This is a genomic window from Pseudomonas sp. AL03, assembly GCF_029960815.1.
In the GTDB taxonomy this organism is placed as follows: domain Bacteria; phylum Pseudomonadota; class Gammaproteobacteria; order Pseudomonadales; family Pseudomonadaceae; genus Aquipseudomonas.
Genome location: NZ_JASBRE010000005.1, coordinates 99,154 through 116,350, shown reverse-complemented (window position 1 = coordinate 116,350; position 17,197 = coordinate 99,154). Strand labels below are relative to the sequence as shown.

General features: G+C 60.0%; 14 protein-coding genes. 6 read left to right on the top strand and 8 right to left on the bottom strand.

Translation table 11 applies throughout. The features are described 5' to 3' along the window. Positions 1 to 3: 3 nt before the first annotated feature. On the bottom strand, positions 4 to 1,401 hold the full coding sequence (locus tag QK293_RS07300; protein WP_282376646.1) for an FAD-dependent oxidoreductase: 1,398 nt from the start codon (positions 1,399 to 1,401) through the stop codon (positions 4 to 6). 4 nt (positions 1,402 to 1,405) lie between these two features. Next, complete coding sequence (locus tag QK293_RS07295; RefSeq protein WP_282376487.1) at positions 1,406 to 2,731, bottom strand: MFS transporter; 1,326 nt, start codon at positions 2,729 to 2,731, stop codon at positions 1,406 to 1,408. 268 nt (positions 2,732 to 2,999) lie between these two features. On the opposite strand from QK293_RS07295, the gene QK293_RS07290 reads away from it, so the two are divergent. Next, on the top strand, positions 3,000 to 3,872 hold the full coding sequence (locus tag QK293_RS07290) for a LysR family transcriptional regulator (RefSeq protein WP_282376486.1): 873 nt from the start codon (positions 3,000 to 3,002) through the stop codon (positions 3,870 to 3,872). Positions 3,873 to 3,966: 94 nt separating this feature from the next. On the opposite strand, the gene QK293_RS07285 is transcribed toward QK293_RS07290, so the two are convergent. Next, positions 3,967 to 4,830 (bottom strand): LysR substrate-binding domain-containing protein, encoded by an 864-nt coding sequence (locus tag QK293_RS07285; protein ID WP_282376485.1) that lies wholly within the window; start codon positions 4,828 to 4,830, stop codon positions 3,967 to 3,969. Positions 4,831 to 4,939: 109 nt separating this feature from the next. Between QK293_RS07285 and QK293_RS07280 the strand changes: the two genes are divergently transcribed. From QK293_RS07280 to QK293_RS07270, 3 genes are all read left to right on the top strand, one after another. After that, on the top strand, positions 4,940 to 6,049 hold the full coding sequence (locus QK293_RS07280; protein WP_282376484.1) for a 2-aminoethylphosphonate--pyruvate transaminase: 1,110 nt from the start codon (positions 4,940 to 4,942) through the stop codon (positions 6,047 to 6,049). Between the two features lie 192 nt (positions 6,050 to 6,241). Further along, positions 6,242 to 7,069 (top strand): phosphonoacetaldehyde hydrolase, encoded by an 828-nt coding sequence (gene phnX / locus QK293_RS07275; protein ID WP_282376483.1) that lies wholly within the window; start codon positions 6,242 to 6,244, stop codon positions 7,067 to 7,069. 186 nt (positions 7,070 to 7,255) lie between these two features. Further along, positions 7,256 to 7,804, top strand: coding sequence for a cytochrome b (locus tag QK293_RS07270; RefSeq protein WP_282376482.1), 549 nt, complete (start codon positions 7,256 to 7,258; stop codon positions 7,802 to 7,804). A gap of 10 nt (positions 7,805 to 7,814) precedes the next feature. Here QK293_RS07270 and QK293_RS07265 read toward each other — a convergent pair whose 3' ends face one another. Next, positions 7,815 to 8,732: a pyridoxal-phosphate dependent enzyme gene (locus QK293_RS07265; RefSeq protein WP_282376480.1), complete on the bottom strand. Its 918-nt coding sequence runs from the start codon at positions 8,730 to 8,732 to the stop codon at positions 7,815 to 7,817. Between the two features lie 196 nt (positions 8,733 to 8,928). Beyond that, positions 8,929 to 10,968: an NADPH-dependent 2,4-dienoyl-CoA reductase gene (locus QK293_RS07260; protein WP_282376478.1), complete on the bottom strand. Its 2,040-nt coding sequence runs from the start codon at positions 10,966 to 10,968 to the stop codon at positions 8,929 to 8,931. A 207-nt stretch (positions 10,969 to 11,175) separates the two neighbouring features. Here QK293_RS07260 and QK293_RS07255 point away from each other — a divergent pair, with 207 nt between their 5' ends. Both QK293_RS07255 and QK293_RS07250 read left to right on the top strand, forming a co-directional pair. After that, positions 11,176 to 12,306: a carbon-nitrogen hydrolase family protein gene (locus QK293_RS07255; protein WP_282376476.1), complete on the top strand. Its 1,131-nt coding sequence runs from the start codon at positions 11,176 to 11,178 to the stop codon at positions 12,304 to 12,306. Positions 12,307 to 12,309: 3 nt separating this feature from the next. Further along, positions 12,310 to 13,350 carry an AraC family transcriptional regulator gene (locus tag QK293_RS07250; protein WP_282376474.1) on the top strand — a complete coding sequence of 347 codons (1,041 nt, stop codon included), beginning with the start codon at positions 12,310 to 12,312 and terminating at the stop codon, positions 13,348 to 13,350. Between the two features lie 350 nt (positions 13,351 to 13,700). Here QK293_RS07250 and QK293_RS07245 read toward each other — a convergent pair whose 3' ends face one another. The 3 genes from QK293_RS07245 to QK293_RS07235 all read right to left on the bottom strand — a co-directional run bounded on the left by QK293_RS07245 (position 13,701) and on the right by QK293_RS07235 (position 17,105). Next, positions 13,701 to 14,498 carry a DUF2242 domain-containing protein gene (locus tag QK293_RS07245; RefSeq protein WP_282376472.1) on the bottom strand — a complete coding sequence of 266 codons (798 nt, stop codon included), beginning with the start codon at positions 14,496 to 14,498 and terminating at the stop codon, positions 13,701 to 13,703. Positions 14,499 to 14,727: 229 nt separating this feature from the next. Continuing rightward, entirely contained in the window at positions 14,728 to 16,599 is a 1,872-nt protein-coding gene (locus QK293_RS07240; protein ID WP_282376471.1) for a SurA N-terminal domain-containing protein, read from the bottom strand. Positions 16,600 to 16,832: 233 nt separating this feature from the next. After that, the gene (locus QK293_RS07235; protein ID WP_002552737.1) at positions 16,833 to 17,105 is read right to left on the bottom strand and encodes an HU family DNA-binding protein; all 273 of its coding nucleotides are present in this window, start codon (positions 17,103 to 17,105) and stop codon (positions 16,833 to 16,835) included. Between the last annotated feature and the right edge of the window lie 92 nt (positions 17,106 to 17,197).

Sequence of the window (17,197 nt, the reverse complement as noted above, 5' to 3'; positions counted from 1 at the left end):
CACTCATCCCTTGTCGGCCTTGCCTGCCGCCGCCGCGAACTTTGCCAGACGCACATCCAGATGCCGCGGTGGGCGCCCGTGATCCTCGGCGCGCTCCTTGCGGCGGATGGCGTTGCGCACCATCAGGGAGCCAAGGTAACGAATCGGTTCCGGCGGAAAGAAGCCCAAGGGGCCGTTGATCAGCGGCGAACGGGTCCAGGCGTTGTCCAGTCCCTGGACCATCGAGGCAAGAATCTGCCCGCCCATATGACACGGGCCGACCCCGCTGCCGGAGTATCCGAAACCGTAAAACACATTGCCGCTGGCACTCATCTGGCCGAAGAACGGCAAACCGGTGACGGAGCGGTCAGACGGACCGTTCCAGGTCGCCTCGACCTTGACCTCGGCAAACGCCGGAAAGAACTCGCTCAGGCTGTGCCGCAACAAATCGGCATACGGCGACGGCTGATCGAACACCGGCAACATTCGCCCGCCGTAAGCAAAGGTATTGCCGCCCTTGCCGAGCATGATTCGGCCGTCCGGGGTGTTGTGGTAGTAGTGCACGAAAATCCGCGAATCGAGCACGGTGACGCCGCTGGTCAATCCGATCTCGTTGAGCAGATCGGGGCGCGGTTCGGTGATCAGCATGTCGCTGGAAACGATCGCCACACTGCGTTCGAACTGTGGAAACGCCCGGGCCATCCAGGCGTTCATCGCCAGCACCACGCGGTCGGCGCGAATGGTGCCGTTCGGGGTTTGAATGCCCGCAGGTCGGCCCTCTTCCAGTCCGGTCATGGCGGTGTGCTCATGAATCCTCACACCGAGTTGCAAGGCGACCCGGCGCAAGCCGCGCACCAGTTTGCCCGGCTGCACGCTGGCCGCCGCCGGAGAAAACCAGCCTTCCAGGTGTTTGCTGGAACCGGCCATGCGTTGTACATCCGCAACCGGTCGTTGCGAGAAGGAGTTGATGCCATTGCGCTCCAGCGCCGCGATCACCGCATCGGTCGAGCCGCATTGGGCACGGTTGGTGGCGGTGTAGAGCGTCCCGTCGAGGCGGTAATCGGCGTCCACCGCGTACTGCTCGCAGAAGGTGCCGATCGCATGGATGCTGCGCTCCGACTCCTTGACCAATCGCACCGCTTCTTCGACGCCGAACAACCTTTCCAGCGTGAAGTACTTGGCCGACCACGACAGTGCACAACCACCGTTTCGACCACTGGCGCCGGCGCCGCAGATATCGGCTTCGATCAGCAGCACATCCAGTTCGGGGTTCTGTTCCTTGAGCATGATCGCGGTCCACAGCCCGGTGTAACCACCACCGACAATGCAGACGTCGGCGCGGGTGTCGCCCGCCAAGGGTTCGCACGGCGCGCAGGATTCGGCCACCAGCGCCTGTTCCAGCCAGAAAGGTCTCATCGGTATTTCCTCAGGTACGCAGGGGTTTGACGCTCATCGGCCGGTTAGGCACGAATGCACTTTCTGCACGCAGGCCAGCCGGGCGACTGTTCCAATAGGGGATCAGCACCAGCGCTGAAAACAACGCGCAACCGGCGAAGACGATGAACACGGTGACCGAGTCGAAGTAGCCCGGCAGCAACCCGCCGAGAATCGCCCCGACCGAGCCGCAGCCGTTGACGAAGCCGGCCGAGGTTGCGCCGGCCTTGGCGGTACCGAAATCGATGGCTGCCGCGCCGCTGATCATCGAGTCCGGTCCGTACAGGGTCAGGCCCATGACGAACAGCAGCGCCACCACCAGCATCACGCTGCCGGTATGCAGGGCGCCCATGAACAATGCCAGGGTCACGGTCAGCGCCAACAGGCTGAGCACACACCCCGGCATGCGTCGGGCGCCGAACAGTTTGTCCGAGGCCAGACCGAGCAGAATCGGCCCAAGCAAACCGGCCAGTTCAAACGCGGTGGGGATAATCGCCGCGCCCACCTTGCCCACCGAGGGCATCTGCTCGAAGACGATCACTGGCCCCCAGAGCAGAATCGCGTAGCGCGCCGGTTTCAGCAGAAAGTACGCGAGGCCCAGAACCAGCACGGTCCGGTTGCGCAGGATTTCTTTTAAGGGTTCCAGCACGCTGATCTTGCTTTGCGCGTCGGCCTCTTCCGCCGTCAGTTGCGGCGCTGGTTCCACCGCCGGCAAGCCAACGTCTTCGGGTTTGTTGCGCTGAAAAATGAAAAACAGCACGGCGACCAGCCCAACCACCGCCGCACTGGAAAAGAACGCCGCGTGCCAGGTGCCGATCAGCGTATACGCCCACCAGCCAGCAAACGGCGATGCCACCAGACCACCAAAGGCGTAGCAGGAACTCCACAACCCCAACACCCGCCCGCGCTGCTCGGCCGGAAAGAAATTGCCGAGGTTCTTGCACAGCCCGGACCAGCCGGTGGACTGCGCCAACCCTTGAATCAGCATGCAGGTGGCAAAGATTGGCAACGTCGCGAAACTGCCCATCACCAGCGCTGCCGCTGCGGAGATCAGTAACCCGCCAAACACCACGACCCTCGCGCCAAAGCGGTCGGCCAGGATGCCCCAAGTGAATTGCCCGATGGCGTAAGCCGTCAGGTAGATAGCGTCGAGGTTGGCCATGGCCATTTTGTCGAGCATGAAGGTGGGGTCTTCGGCGATCCCCAGTTTTGCCACGGAAAAGGCTTTGCGGGTGAAATAGAACGCGGCGTAAGCGAGCCAGGTGATCGCGAAGATCTGCACGCGCCAACGCTTGATGGTGCCGATGTGCTTGTTCATGGTGGTTCTGACCTCAGGGTGTGAGTGTGCCGGCAGAAATTGAGAAATAACGCCTGTTTTTTTATTGTTGAGCACTTCGATATCGCTGCTTCCCTGAGGCGATCTCGGTCAGATGAGTCCTGCTGTTGCACGCACAGGCTCATGGCCGCCGACGCTGTTTGACTAACCAGTCACCGGGGCTGAGGTCGATAAAAACAATTACTGATTAATAAGTGAAATCGATTTATCGTATTTCCAATATAAGCTCAGCTTGTTACTGGAGGTTTCGATGTCGGTTTCCCACGCCCAGCTCAAAGCCTTCCACGCCGTTGCCGTCCACGGAAGCTTTACCAAAGCCGCCGCGCGGCTATTTCTCACCCAACCGGCGATTTCCGACCAAGTGCGCAAACTCGAAGAGCGTTTCGGTGTGCTGCTGTTTCACCGCAACAAACGCTCGGTGCGCCTGACCGATCTGGGCGAGCGTTTGTTGAGCATTACTCAGCGGCTGTTCGTCATCGAGGCCGAGGCTCAAGAGTTGCTTCAGGAGTCTCAGGCGCTGCAGACCGGCAGTCTGATTCTCGCCGTCGATGCGCCGGTGCACGTGCTGCCGCAGATCGCGCGGTTCTGCGAACGCTATCCCGGCATCAGCGTGAAAATCGAAACCGGTAACACCGATGAATCGCTGTTTCGGTTGTTCAACTACCAGGCCGATCTGGCGTTGTTGGGGCGTGAAGTCAGTGACGAACGATTGATCTCGTTGCCGCTGCGCAATGACCCGATGGTGGCGTTCGTTTCCCGCCATCATCCGTGGGCCGACCGTGAATCGATTTGCCTCGCTGACCTGGACGACACGCCTTTGGTGCTGCGGGAAATCGGCTCGGTGACGCGCCAGACGCTGGAAGAAGAAATGGCCCGGGCCGGGTTTCGTATCCGCCCGGCGATTCAGGTTGAAGGTCGGGAAGCCGCGCGTGAAGCGGTGGTCGTGGGGATTGGTGTCGGCGTGGTATCGGCTGCCGAGTTCGGTGCGGATTCGAGGGTTTGCGCGTTGCCGATTACCGATTGCAAACGACGGCTGACCGAGACACTGGTGTGCTTGCGCGAGCAGAGTTCGCGGCGGGTGGTGGCGACGTTTCTGGAGATGGTTCGCGAGAGTCTGGCATAAGCAGGCCCGGCCTCTTCGCGGGCAAGCCTCGCTCCCACAGGTTCAACGTTATCCTTGTAGGAGCGTGGCTTGCCCGCGATAGCCGCGCCGCGGTTCAACTGGATGGCGCCAAATCAAAAAACGCCTGGATCAAGCGTAAATCCCGGCGCCGTTCCATGCAGCCAATCATGTGCCGATTGACCAACCCTTCGCCAATAATAGGCACCGCCACCACCCTCGGGTCGTGGCTGACTTCCACCGACGACACCACGCCAACCCCCAATTCTGCGGCGACGGCTTCGGTCACCGCCTCGCGACTGTCCAGTTCCAGCAACACCCGTGGATTGACCAACGCCGTCGCACAGGCCTTGTCGAAGGTGCGCCGGGTTATCGAACTTGGCTCGCGCAACACCATGATCACCTGATCCAGCGCCTTAAGCGGCACGCCCTTCGACATCTGCGCCCACGGATGCCCCTCAGGCACCAACGCACACATTCGTGACTCGCTTAAGCCTTGCAGATGCAAGCCCTTGCGCGGTTCGACTTCGGTCAGCACCGCCACGTCGGCATGCTCCGACAGCAACGCCGCCAGGGTTTCCTGAGCATTGCCCAGCCGCAGGTTCACGGTAATTCCGGGATAGCGAGCGCGCAGGCTGGCGAGCATCGGCATGACCATGTGCGGCCCGTCCGCCGCCACTTCCAAACGCCCGGTCAGCAACTGCCGGTTCGCCTCCAACATCACCTGCGCTTCTTCGGCCAGACCGAACATCGCCCGGGTGATCGCGGCCAGTTGGGTGCCCTCCTCCGTCAATTCCACTCGTCGTGCCGTGCGCCGCAACAAGGTGATCTGGTAGTGCTCCTCCAGCGCCTTGATGTGGCCGGTGACCGCCGGTTGGCTGATGAACAATCGCGCAGCGGCCCGGGTGAAGCTGCCCTCACGGGCCACGGCGTCGAAGGCGCGGAGCTGAAAAAGGTTCATGAATAACCCTCACTGATGGTTGGCATAACAACAAACAATTTGATTGATAGCACGGCAAATTGCAATTTAAGCCCCGTAGCTTCATCTCATCGATTGCGAGGACACGAGAATGAGTACTGCCGAGCCCATCCTGCTCACCCCCGGCCCATTGACCACATCGGCCCGCACCCGTCAGGCGATGATGGTCGACTGGGGCTCATGGGATGATCGCTTCAATCAACTGACCGCCAACCTCTGCGAGCAACTGCTGGCGATCATCAACGGCGGCGACAGCCACCACTGCGTGCCCCTGCAAGGCAGCGGCACGTTCGCCGTCGAAGCAGCGATCGGCACGCTGGTGCCACGCGACGGCAACGTCCTGGTGCTGATCAACGGCGCCTATGGCAAACGCCTGGCGAAAATCTGCGAAGTGCTCGGCCGCTCCTTCAGCACCTTTGAAACTGCCGAAGACGAACCGACCACCGCCGCCGACGTCGACCGCCTGCTGCGCGCCGACGCCAGCATTACCCACGTCGCGCTGATTCACTGCGAAACCAGCACCGGTATCCTCAACCCGCTGCCGGAAATCGCCCACGTCATCGCGCAACACGGCAAACGCCTGATCATCGACGCCATGAGCTCCTTTGGTGCCCTGCCGATCGACGCGCAACAGGTGCCGTTCGACGCGTTGATCGCCGCTTCGGGCAAATGCCTGGAAGGCGTGCCGGGAATGGGTTTCGTCTTCGCTCGCAAAGAGGCGCTGGCGAATGCCGCCGGCAACTCGCACTCGCTGGCGATGGACCTTTTTGACCAGCACACCTACATGGCCAAGACCGGTCAATGGCGCTTCACCCCGCCGACCCATGTGGTCGCCGCGCTGCACGAAGCCCTGCTGCAATACAACGAAGAAGGGGGTTTGCCTGCCCGGCATCAGCGCTACGCCAACAACTGCCAGGTGCTGCTCGATGACATGGCCAAGCTCGGACTGCGCAGCTTTCTGCCCGCCGCCATTCAGGCGCCGATCATCGTCACCTTCCACGCGCCGAAAGATCCGCGCTACCAGTTCAAGGAGTTCTACGAACGCGTCAAAGCCAAGGGCTTCATCCTCTACCCGGGCAAATTGACCCAGGTCGAAACCTTCCGCGTCGGCTGCATCGGCCACGTCAACCAGGCCGAGATGCACGCGGCGGTGGCGGCGGTCGCCGAAGTACTGCGCGAGATGGAAGTTTTAGAAATTTGATTCACGACGACCTGTAGCAGCTGGCGAGCTGCGCGAGCATGCGTTCGGCTGCGCAGCAGTCGTAAAACATCCACCTCGGTGTTTCAGGTGGACCGCGTCGTCAGGGTTTACGACTGCTGCGCAGCCGAACGCCGCCTCGCAAGCTCGACAGCTGCTACAGGGATCACCGTTCCCAATTACAGGATTATCACCATGAACTATACAAACCCAACCAAACTCCAAGCCGCCATCCTCGACTGGGCCGGCACCGTGGTCGACTTTGGCTCCTTCGCACCAACGCAGATCTTTGTCGAAGCTTTCGCCGAGTTCGACGTCCAGGTCTCGATTGAAGAAGCCCGCGGGCCGATGGGCATGGGTAAGTGGGACCACATCCGCACCCTGTGCGATCAACCAGAAGTGGCCGAACGTTATCGCGCGGTGTTCGGCCGTACGCCGACCGATGACGACGTCACTGCCATCTACAAACGCTTCATGCCACTGCAAATCGAGAAAATCGCCGAGCACTCGGCGCTGATTCCCGGCGCGCTGGACACCATCGCCAACCTGCGCCAGCAAGGGATCAAGATCGGTTCATGCTCCGGTTACCCGAAACAGGTCATGGACAAGGTTGTCGAACTGGCCGCCACCAACGGTTACGTTGCCGACCACGTGGTCGCCACTGACGAAGTGCCCAACGGCCGTCCATGGCCGGCCCAGGCGCTGGCCAACGTGATTGCCCTCGGCATCGATGATGTCGCGGCCTGCGTGAAGATCGACGACACCGTGCCGGGCATTCTCGAAGGTCGCCGTGCCGGCATGTGGACCGTGGCGCTGATCTGCTCGGGCAACGCGCTGGGCCTGGACTACGAAGGATATCGCGCCCTGGGCAGCGACAAGCTGGCCCGCGAACGTAAACGCATCCATGCAATGTTCGAAGGCTCGCGGCCGCACTACATGATCGACACCATCACCGATTTGCCGGAAGTGATCGCTGATATCAATAAGCGCCTGGCCAATGGCCAGATGCCGCAAACCCGCTGATTGAGCCTATCGCCTCATAAAAAAGCGCCAGTTCCTTAACGCAACTGGCGCTTTTTTGTGGCCGATCACCTGATCCAGAGCAATGAACGTCCAAATAGCCAAAGGCAAATCCACCAATGCGGATTACAGTTAACGCACACCGTCGAACAAGAACGGTGGTTCGACCTGAACTGTGAGGAACACCGTATGCCCTGGAAGAATTCCGACTCACGCTACAGCACCGTATCGATCTCGCTGCATTGGTTGATGCTGGTCCTGCTGGCGCTGGTTTACGCCTGTATCGAATTTCGCGGGATCTTTCCAAAAGGCAGTGGCGGCCGGACGCTGATCACCGAATCGCACTTTTTGCTGGGCTTGACGGTGTTTGTGCTGGTCTGGCTGCGGCTGTTTGCTCGCAGCCTAAGCCCGGCACCGCAAATTTTCCCGGCCTCGCCTCACTGGCAGACCGTGCTGGCCAAATTGATGCACTGGGCGCTGTACATTTTCATAATCGCCATGCCAATTCTGGGCTGGCTGGTCACCAGCGCCAAAGGCCATCAAGTAATGTTCTACGGTTTTGACCTGCCGTTGCTGATCGCAGAAGACAAGGCGTTGGCCAAGCAGATCCAGGGCTGGCATGAACTCGGCGGCACTATCGGCTATTGGCTGATCGGCCTGCATGCCTTGGCGGGGATTTATCACCACTATGTGGTGCGCGATAACACCTTGCTGCGGATGATGCCCAAGCGCGGCTAAATTCGGCCGCTCACCGGAAACCCCGGCGGCCCTGCAAACCGCCGGTGTGGATGAAGATCAGGCGTGTCCCGCGAGCAAACTTTCCCGCTTCGATTTGCTGCTTGAGCGCCAACAGTGCTTTGCCGGTGTACAGCGGTTCGAGGGAAATGCCGCTGGCCTGTTCGGTCTGATCGATGAATTCGAGTAACAGCGGATCGACTTTGGCAAAGCCACCACGGCTGGTGTCGAACAATTCATAAGCGCGATCCTGTAAACCCGCCTCTCGCACAATCGACTCGACCTGCTGCGCAACCCCATGATCGTCGGGCACGGCCAACGCACCATACACCGGGTGTTCGCCCGCCTCGGCCAGCACCAGACCGGCCAGGGTCGTGCCCGTTCCGCAGGCCAGCCACCAGCCGTCGTAGTCGTTCCAGCCCAGACCGTTCAGTTGCTCGCTGACCATTGTCCTCAGTTGCATGCAGCCCTTTGCTCCCTGCAAACCGCCGCCACCTTCCGGCACCGGATGCAGATCGGGATACTGCGCCTGCCAGGGTTGCCAGAAACCCGGCGCGTGCCGCGCTCGATAACCGCCATAACCCAGCCAATGCAGCTGCATACCGAACGCCTGCAAGTCCTTCACCGTCGGCGTTTCTTGTGGATGTCCACGCAGCAGGCCAACGGTGGTGAAACCGAAACGTTTGCCCGCGGCGGCCAGTGCATGCAGATGATTGGAATGGGCACCGCCGAGGCTGATGATGCCTTTGGCACCGAACCGGTCAGCGGATTTCAGGTGCTCGATGAGTTTGAACCACTTGTTGCCGCTGATCATTGGATCGATCTGGTCCAGACGCAGGATCGCGGCTTCGATGCCGGCATTGGTCAGCCAGCCGAGATGAAGGGGTTCGAGCAGGGGCTTGGGTAGCCAGTTGGCTGGAGGAGAAAGCATCGGCTCTGCGCAGACGGAAAAGACGCCAGTCTATCAGCCAACGCAAACCTTGTAGCAGCTGGCGCAGCCTGCGTCCGGCTGCGCAGCAGTCGTCAATCCTGCCATCCCCGTTTACCTGAATCACCGCGGTGGCCGACTTTACGACTGCTGCGCAGCCGGACGCAGGCTGCGCCAGCTGCTACAGAATGTGTGAGTTTTAGAGTTCAGCAGCCAGACGCGACCCTTGGTTGATCGCGCGCTTGGCATCCAGCTCCGCCGCCACATCCGCGCCGCCAATCAAATGCACGTTCTGCCCGGCCGCTACCAGACCCTCCTGCAGTTCGCGCAGCGGATCCTGCCCGGCGCAGATCACGATGTTGTCCACCGGCAGCACTTGCGGCTCGCCGGTTTCGCCGATGCGGATGTGCAACCCCTCGTCGTCAATCTTCAGGTACTCGACGCTGTTGAGCATCTGCACCTGCTTGTTCTTAAGCCCCGTGCGGTGAATCCAGCCGGTGGTCTTGCCCAGGCCGTCACCGACCTTGGATTTCTTGCGTTGCAGCAGGAACACTTCACGAGCCGGTGCATGGGGTTCAGCGTTGATGCCGGCGACACCGCCGCGCGCTTGCAGATGCGTATCGATGCCCCACTCCTTCCAGAACGCCTCACGGTCCAGACTGGTGGCCACGCCCTGATGCACCAGGAACTCCGACACATCAAAACCGATACCGCCCGCGCCGATCACGGCGACACGTTTGCCCACCGGTTTGCGCTCGAGGATCACATCCAGGTAGCTCAGCACCTTGGCATTGTCGACACCCGGAATCGCCGGAGTTCTTGGGGCAATACCGGTAGCCAGGATGATCTCGTCGAAACCGCCCTCGACCAGTTTTGCCACATCAACGCGGGTGTTCAGGCACAGCTCGACGTTAGTGGTTTGCAGTTTGCGGCTGAAGTAGCGCAGGGTTTCAAAGAACTCTTCCTTGCCTGGCACGCGCTTGGCGATGTTGAACTGGCCGCCGATTTCGCTGGCCGAATCAAACAGCGTCACCTGATGCCCGCGCTCGGCGGCCACGGTAGCCGCGGACAAACCCGCAGGACCGGCACCGACCACAGCGATTTTCTTGATCTGTTGCACCGGCAGGTAATTGAGTTCGGTTTCATGGCAGGCGCGCGGGTTCACCAGGCAACTGGTCAACTTGCCGCCGAAGGTGTGATCCAGGCACGCCTGGTTGCAACCGATGCAGGTGTTGATTTCATCGCCACGGCCGGCGGCTGCCTTGTTGACGAAGTCCGGGTCGGCGAGGAACGGCCGCGCCATGGAGACCATGTCGGCATCGCCTTCGGCCAGAATCTGCTCGGCGACTTCCGGGGTGTTGATGCGGTTGGTGGTAATCAGCGGAATGCTCACCGAGCCGCGCAGCTTGGCCGTGACTTTGCTGAACGCGCCGCGCGGCACTTTGGTGGCGATGGTCGGGATCCGTGCTTCGTGCCAGCCAATGCCGGTGTTGATGATCGTTGCACCGGCCTGTTCGACGGCCTTGGCCAACTGGACGATTTCTTCCCAGCTGCTGCCGCCTTCCACCAAATCGAGCATCGACAGGCGGAAGATAATAATGAAGTTCGGGCCTACCGCTTCACGCACCCGACGGACGATGTCCACCGGCAGGCGCATACGGTTTTCATAGCTGCCGCCCCAGCGGTCAGTACGGTGGTTGGTGTGGGCGGCGAGGAACTGGTTAATGAAATAACCTTCGGAGCCCATGATCTCGACGCCGTCGTATTCGGCCTGTTGCGCCTGGGTCGAACAGGTGACGAAGTCGCTGATCTGTTTCTCGATGCCTTCCTCGTCCAGCTCTTTTGGCTTGAACGGATTGATCGGCGCCTGAATGGCGCTCGGCGCGACTTGTTTCGGGCTATAGGCATAACGGCCGGCGTGAAGAATCTGCATGCAGATCTTGCCGCCCGCCTCGTGCACCGCGCGGGTGACGATCCGGTGCTTGAGCGCTTCGTCCTCGGTGGTCAGTTTGGCCGCGCCGGAGTACACCCCGCCCTCATCGTTCGGGCCAATACCACCGGTGACCATCAGGCCAACGCCACCACGGGCACGTTCGGCGAAGTACGCCGCCATGCGCTCGAAACCGCCGGGCTTTTCCTCAAGACCGGTGTGCATCGACCCCATCAGGGTACGGTTGCGCAACGTGGTAAAACCCAGGTCCAGCGGGGCCAACAGGTGCGGGTAATGAGCGGCGGCCATCGGTAACTCCACATCGAGCGATCACGGAAAAAGTGCAGGAGCTCTACGGCCCCCGTCAGTCATGTTGGACAGACTAAGAGTCGCGCCGCCGTCACTCAATGACCGTAACTGACAACTTATTGATTCAAATGTGCAGTGCCCCTTGGCAAGTGCCGGCATGCGCCCTACCCTAGTCGCGAACCCTGCACACGGCCGTTCTGTTTCCCCATGCGCAAACTTCTGTACCTGACCTTTTCCATGGCGTTGATCGCCGCCCTCACGACCTACGCCATGTGGGCCGCGGACCGTCCTGTGGGTCATTACCTGTCGGACCTGCGGATCAATCTAGCGGTCGACCAAGGCACACCTGCTGATCGCGGCAACTTGCTGGGCATCCAGCCCGAGCTGTTTCCCACCGACTACCAAAGCCCCGAGCGCTTGCACCGCAAACTGGCGGCCTATTTGCAGAAGGCCCAGGACCAGGGCCTGCTGAATGAAAAAACCATCGTTGTACTGCCCGAACATGTCGGCACCTGGTTGATGGTCAGCGGTGAGAAAGATGAGCTGTACCAAGCCACCACGCTCAAGGAAGCCATGAACTGGCTGGCGGTGAGCAATCCCTTGAAGTTCCTCCGCGCGCTAATCAGCGCCAAGGGCGACAGCCGTCTGGACGACGCGCACCTGCGCATGAAGGCCAAAGGCATGGCCAAAGACTACCAGGCGCTGTTTGGTGGTCTGGCGAAAGAATTTCACGTGACCCTGGTGGCGGGCTCCATTGTGCTCCCGGAGCCTAACGTCATCGACGGCACCCTGAAAATCGGCCGCGGCGCGTTGTACAACAGCACCGTGGTGTTCGGCGCCGATGGCCTGCCGATCGGCCAGCCCCAGCGTCAGATGCATCCGATCTTCGATGAGCATGACGTCATCGCGGCCAATGGCGAGCATACGCTCAACGTCGTCGACACCCCGGCCGGACGCTTGGGTGTTCTGATCGGCAGCGACAGCTGGTACCCGGACAATTACCGCAAGCTCGACAGCCAGGGTGCGAAGTTCGTCGCGGTCCCGGCGTTTGTGATCGGGCGCGGCACCTGGGACAAACCGTGGCGTGGCTACAAGGGGCTGTTGACGCCTGGCTCCGTCAGTCTCAAGGCCGGGGAGCTCAGCGAAGGCCAGGCCTGGCATCGTCTGACACTCACCACTCAACCACCCAGCAGCCAGGCAATCGCCGGCATGAGCGTGTTCCTGCGCGGTCAATTCTGGGATCAGGGCAGCGCCGGTCAAAGTTTTCTCAGCAGCAACGGGCAGCAGTTCGCCGACGGCAATGCCCGTGGCGCGCGTTTGCTGAACCTCTGGTTGTAACCAATGAAACCGTTGCCGATGCGGCTCGGCGATCTGTCGGTGGGCTTTGTTCATAGCCTGGCCGACGCCGTGCGCAGTCACGGTGTAGACCCTCAGACGCTGCTCGAACAATACGGCCTCGACTCGGCGCGCCTGAGCGAAGCAGGCGCCCGGCTCTCGATCCCGCGCTACATGCGCCTGGGCCACAGCGCCATTCAACTGACCGACAACCCGGCACTGGGTTTACGCATGGGCCAGCTCAGTCGCCTGAGCCAAGCCGGCCTGGCCGGGGTCACCGCCGCCCAGGCGCCAACGGTGCGAGAAGCCGCGCGCTGCCTGATTCGCTTCGAAGCCTTATATGGCTCCAACTATCGCGGTCAATCGAGCTTTCATGAAGACGCTCAAGGCGCCTGGCTGCGGTTCTATTCCATCAGCCCTTACAACGCCTACAACCGCTTCGTGGTGGATTCAATCATCGCTGGCTGGTTGCAGCAATTGTCCAGCATAAGCCCTGTACCGTTGCGGGCCGAACGCATCGAGATCGAGTTTGATGAACCGGATTACCGCACGGCTTATGAGGTGCTGGGTGACTGCCCGATCCAGTTTGGCGGCGAGCACAATCAACTGCGCTTGGGCCTTGCCAGCCTCGCACAGCGTAACCCGGAACATTGCCCAAGCACTTGGCGACACCTGCTGCAACTGTGTGAACGGGAACTGGAGCAACTGACACGCACCCGCAGCCTGCGTGAACGTATCACTCAGTTGCTGGGGCCGTTACTCAATGGTGGCCGGGAACCCGACCTGGAAGAAGTGGCGGCACGCCTGAAGCTGCCCACCTGGACCTTGCGCCGCAAACTCGCCGAGGAAGGCACGCAATTTCGCGCGATTCTCAACGACACTCGTCGCGACCTGGCCATGACCTACATCCGCGATACCGAACTGGCGTTCGGAGAAATCGCCTACCTGCTGGGCTTTGCCTCAGCCGAAGCGTTTCAACGGGCCTTCAAACGCTGGAGCGGCCAGACACCCGGCGAGTTTCGCCGCAGTCATCGCCAATCCGCTTGACGCTTACAGCTCGGTAGCGTCTTCGGCCGGTTCCAGTGGATCCAGTTCAAACGCCTGATACTCGAGCAGTTCTTCTTGATAATCGTCCATTTTTAATCCCCCACAACTCGTTGAAAAAAACGCCTGAATAAATGACCAGCACCCCGAGCATAAAGTGCCCACGTGAACGAAAAATGACGCAGGCACGCCGCTCCGCGGCTACTTAATAAAACGTAGCAGGCCGTCAGGAATTTATCACAGGATTTTTTCGATACAGGCCGTAGGACTACGGCCTGAGGTGACGTGGATCAATCTTGAAAGTCGCTGCGCAATCGATGTCGTGTGACCCGATCCGTAGCGCCAGAACCCGATTACTGGCCTGAAGCTGGAATCGCCGAAATAGGCTCGGTGGGTGGAGGCAGGCTTGATTCCGGCGGCGGAGTGACAGTTTCCGTGGCCGGTGCCGGTTCGGTGTTCTCGGCCGGAGCAATCGGAGCGGCTTCGGGCGGCGGTGCGACCGGCTCAGAGGCTGCTGGAGGTGCCGGCGCGGATTCTGCCGCCGGTGCCGCCGGTGCGGCCTTGGCTTCAGGTACGCCAAGATCAGGTTTCGGCTTCTCCTTGATGTGCGCGGCCTTTTTCGCTTCCGGCGGCAGGAACAACTCGACCAGGGTGAAGAAACGCTCGTAGAACTTGGGCGACGATACGGTTTCGCTGGCAACCTTGACCATCGAGTCGTCGGACGAGCCAATCGGCATCGACACCGAACCCAGCACGCCCACACCAACGCTGGCGGAGTTGTTGGTCTTCTTCAGCGCATAACGGTCCTGCAGGGCGTTGGCGAACATGGTCGCGTGGAGCCCCTCACTGCCATCATCGGCACAGACCACACTGAAGCTGATCTCCAAGTGGCTCTCGCCGGTCTGCTGGAAGCTTTTGTGTCCGCTGACCAGTTTCGGGTCGGCGCTGGTGATGATGTAGCCCTGACTGAGCAACGCCCGACGGGCGGCTTCGCACGTCTGCGCATCAGTCACCGGGTAGCTGCGCGAAAACGTTCCGGAGTCATCGAAATTCTCATGCTCATAGATTGGGGCTTTCTTCGACGAGCAGCCGGCAGCAACGGCCAGCAACAACGCCAGCCCAGCAACACGTATGGGAAATGATTTAAACATTGAACATCCTGAGGAAAACGGTCCGGGGCGTATTGTGCAACAGATCGATGCTTAGCGGAGTATCGATTAGTGTCTTAAAACAGTTACACGTCTACTGACTGTCATTTACAGGAAAAAGTCGCACGGTAAATACTCAGGCGACGGGTAACCCGTCCTGCTTTTGTTTCGCCGATAAAAAACCCCAGCCTTTCGGCTAGGGTCTTTGTGTCGCGACAAGCTCAGTCAGGTATCAGAAGCGCTTGATCTCAGCCTGGCTTTCCAGCAGTTTGCGGTAAGCCGCAAAGTCTTGCTGGCCAATGCGTGAGGCGAGGAAGCGACGGTATTGAGCCTTCTCCTCTTCAGTCGGTGCAGCGGCTTCGTTCACGGCGTTCAGACGAACGATCACCAGGCTACCATCGGCCAGGGTCACGCTACTGAAGGTCGGCTTGTCCTTGGCTGCCGGCTTCGGCATGCGGAACAGCGCTTGCAACACGGTTGGGTCAACCCCTTCCTGGCCACGAGTGGCTGCCTGGATAACTTTCCAGTTCTGGCCGTCGATTGCCTTGTCCAGCGGTGTCTTGCCATCGCGCAGGCTGACAATCAGCTCTTCAGCCTTGGTCTTGGCGGCAGCACTGGCGCGCTCCTTGGCCAATTGCACGCGAATGCTGGCAGCAACGCTTTCGAGCGACAATTGCGCAGGTTTCAGGTGTTCCTTGGCGCGCAGCACGATCACGGTTTCCGGGTCGAGCTCGATGGCGGTGCTGTTGGCACCCTCATCCAGCACTTCAGGGCTAAACGCAGCAGTGACCACGGCACGGTTGGCCGCAACACCTTCGCCACCTTCACGGCCGAACGGCTTGGATGTGTGAACGGTCAGCTTCAGGTCCTGCGCCGGCTGAGCCAGATCGGAGGCTTCGAACGACGAGTCTTCCAATTGCTTGGTCGCCTCGACGAAACGCTGTTCGACCTGCTGGGTTTTCAGCTCACGGGTCAGCTTGTCTTTCAAACTGGCTAACGTCGGCACTTCAGGTGCTTCCACGCCCAACAGCTTGATCAGGTGAAAGCCGAAGTCGGTGCGAACCGACGCCGAGACCTGATCCTTGGCCAACGCATACAGCGCTGTTTCGAAGGCTGGATCGTAGACACCAGGACCTGCATAGCCGAGGTCACCGCCGTTGTTCGCCGAACCAGGATCCTGGGAGAACTCTTTGGCCAGAGCCTCGAACTTCTCGCCTTTTGCCAGACGTGCCTGGATCTCGTCGATCTTGGCCTTGGCTTGCGCTTCGGTCACGTTGTCATTCACTTCGATCAGAATGTGCGCGGCCCGGCGTTGTTCGGACAGGTTCGCAGTTTCTTTCTGATACGCCGCTTGCAGGTCTTCGTCCTTGACGCTGACCTGATCAAAGAAGGAAGCCTTTTTCAACTCGAGGTAATCGATGACCACCTGATCCGGCGTCATGAATTCCGTGGCGTGTTCGTCGTAGTAGGCTTTGACTTCATTGTCAGCAAGCTTCACAGCCGCCGGGTCAACCTTGACGTTCAGGGAAGCGAAATCGCGGGTCTGCTTTTCCAGACGGGCGAATGCAAGAACCTGTGCGTCGGTGACGAAACCACTACCCGCCAGACCAGCGCGCAGCTGACCGATCAGCATTTCCTGAGCCAGCATCTGGCGGAATTGCATGCGGCTGTAGCCGAGTTGGCGAATAACCTGGTCGAAACGGTCAGGGCTGAACTTGCCGTCAACCTGGAATTCAGGCGTTTGCAGGATCACCTGGTCCAAAGCAGCTTCGGAAAAAGCGAACTTCGAGTTTTCTGCGCCTTGCAGCAGCAGCTTGCGATCGATCAAGCCTTTGAGGGCCGATTCGCGCAGCATTTTTTCGTCGAGCAAGGAAGCATCGAAATCCTTGCCCAGCTGTTGCATGAGCTGACGGCGTTGCATGTCGACCGCCTGGCTCAGTTCGTTTTGGCTGATTTCTTCGCCGTTGACCTTCGCCGCGTCCTGGCTGTTGGTCGTCGCCTGAAATATGGCCTCGATACCGGTGAAAGCCATCAATACAACGATGATCCCGATAATGGTCTTGGCAATCCAGCCTTGTGAATTGTCCCTGATATTCTGCAGCATGCGTCCCCCAGAAACGGTTGAACTTCAAAATTAGGCAACCGTGGAGCGTGGGTAGAATCCGGATAGAAGAAAGGCGCACCCGAGGATGCGCCTTCTCGTAACTGGCGGAGCGGACCGATGACTCGAACTTGCGAGCCTCGGCGTCTCGGATCGGCGACTCGCCGACTGGACTACCGCTCCGCTGCCAGGTCAGGCATGACCCCGACCCGGATAGGCAAAAACCTGAATCGAACTTAGTTAACAGCTTCTTTCAGTGCTTTACCGGCTTTGAAACCTGGTTTTTTGGCGGCTGCGATTTCCAGCGTCTTACCGGTCTGTGGGTTACGACCAATGCGAGCCGGACGATCAGTGACGGAGAAAGTACCGAAACCCACCAGAACAACAGAGTCGCCAGCCTTGAGAGCGCCAGTGACGGATTCGATTACAGCGTCCAGCGCACGGCCAGCAGCAGCTTTCGGGATATCAGCGGATGCAGCGATAGCATCAATCAGTTCCGACTTGTTCACTCTAAGTCCCCTTATATCTATTTGAGTATGATTCTAAGTTTTTTGGTGAAAGCAAAAACGAGTGCTGAATGGCCTACAGACACTTAAGAGCC

Bases quoted from the DNA above. Each gene is read 5' to 3' on its own strand.
- QK293_RS07295 (WP_282376487.1), bottom strand. From the start codon at position 2,731: ATGAACAAGCACATCGGCACCATCAAGCGTTGGCGCGTGCAGATCTTC.
- QK293_RS07290 (WP_282376486.1), top strand. From the start codon at position 3,000: ATGTCGGTTTCCCACGCCCAGCTCAAAGCCTTCCACGCCGTTGCCGTC.
- QK293_RS07285 (WP_282376485.1), bottom strand. From the start codon at position 4,830: ATGAACCTTTTTCAGCTCCGCGCCTTCGACGCCGTGGCCCGTGAGGGC.
- QK293_RS07280 (WP_282376484.1), top strand. From the start codon at position 4,940: ATGAGTACTGCCGAGCCCATCCTGCTCACCCCCGGCCCATTGACCACA.
- phnX (WP_282376483.1), top strand. From the start codon at position 6,242: ATGAACTATACAAACCCAACCAAACTCCAAGCCGCCATCCTCGACTGG.
- QK293_RS07270 (WP_282376482.1), top strand. From the start codon at position 7,256: ATGCCCTGGAAGAATTCCGACTCACGCTACAGCACCGTATCGATCTCG.
- QK293_RS07265 (WP_282376480.1), bottom strand. From the start codon at position 8,732: ATGCTTTCTCCTCCAGCCAACTGGCTACCCAAGCCCCTGCTCGAACCC.
- QK293_RS07260 (WP_282376478.1), bottom strand. From the start codon at position 10,968: ATGGCCGCCGCTCATTACCCGCACCTGTTGGCCCCGCTGGACCTGGGT.
- QK293_RS07255 (WP_282376476.1), top strand. From the start codon at position 11,176: ATGCGCAAACTTCTGTACCTGACCTTTTCCATGGCGTTGATCGCCGCC.
- QK293_RS07250 (WP_282376474.1), top strand. From the start codon at position 12,310: ATGAAACCGTTGCCGATGCGGCTCGGCGATCTGTCGGTGGGCTTTGTT.
- QK293_RS07245 (WP_282376472.1), bottom strand. From the start codon at position 14,498: ATGTTTAAATCATTTCCCATACGTGTTGCTGGGCTGGCGTTGTTGCTG.
- QK293_RS07240 (WP_282376471.1), bottom strand. From the start codon at position 16,599: ATGCTGCAGAATATCAGGGACAATTCACAAGGCTGGATTGCCAAGACC.